Source organism: Halobellus sp. Atlit-38R, from assembly GCF_003665925.1.
Lineage (GTDB): Archaea > Halobacteriota > Halobacteria > Halobacteriales > Haloferacaceae > Haloquadratum > Haloquadratum inordinatus.
The window spans coordinates 1-459 of sequence record NZ_QXIJ01000319.1; the positions used below are offsets into that span (position 1 = coordinate 1).

At 66.9% G+C, this 459-nt stretch carries 1 protein-coding gene and 1 pseudogene; both read right to left on the reverse strand.

The window, feature by feature from the left end:
* Window positions 1-57: 57 nt before the first annotated feature.
* Window positions 58-303: a hypothetical protein gene (locus tag D3D02_RS19600; RefSeq protein ID WP_004041200.1), complete on the reverse strand. Its 246-nt coding sequence runs from the start codon at window positions 301-303 to the stop codon at window positions 58-60.
* A 60-nt stretch (window positions 304-363) separates the two neighbouring features.
* Window positions 364-459: pseudogene (locus tag D3D02_RS21585) on the reverse strand (ThuA domain-containing protein); the annotation flags it as partial.

Sequence of the window (459 nt, forward strand, 5' to 3'; positions counted from 1 at the left end):
GCGCGGCGGGACGAGTCGGAGCGTCGGTCGCCGACACCGGCTGATGCGGTTAGTCGGTCACTCCTGTGCGCCGTCGCTGACGCCGGGTTCCTGCTGGTTGTCGTCGTCGTCTCCTCTGCTCGCATCGATTCGCGGTTCTACCCCGAACCGGTAGTACGCCGTCCAGACGGCCGCTACGACGGCGACGATGGCGAACAGCGTCGGCGACCACACCATGCCGAACTGCTGGGCTAGCCACATTCCCGAGAGCATGACGCCGAGGACGAACACGAACACGGTCAGGTCGGCGGCTCGAAGGTTCATGCCCCGACGTTCGGAACCGACCGCGATAAACGTTCACGCGGTGACGCGCGAGCGCTCCGCTCAGTCGAGGACCAGCCAGCCGACGGCGTTGCGGAGCAGTCGCCGGTAGTCCTCGTTCTCGAAGGCCTCGGCGGTGTGGCCGAGCGACGCGTAACA

What these genes read in the sequence shown, in the direction of transcription:
- D3D02_RS19600 (WP_004041200.1), bottom strand. Translation starts at nt 303, where the DNA reads ATGAACCTTCGAGCCGCCGACCTGACCGTGTTCGTGTTCGTCCTCGGC.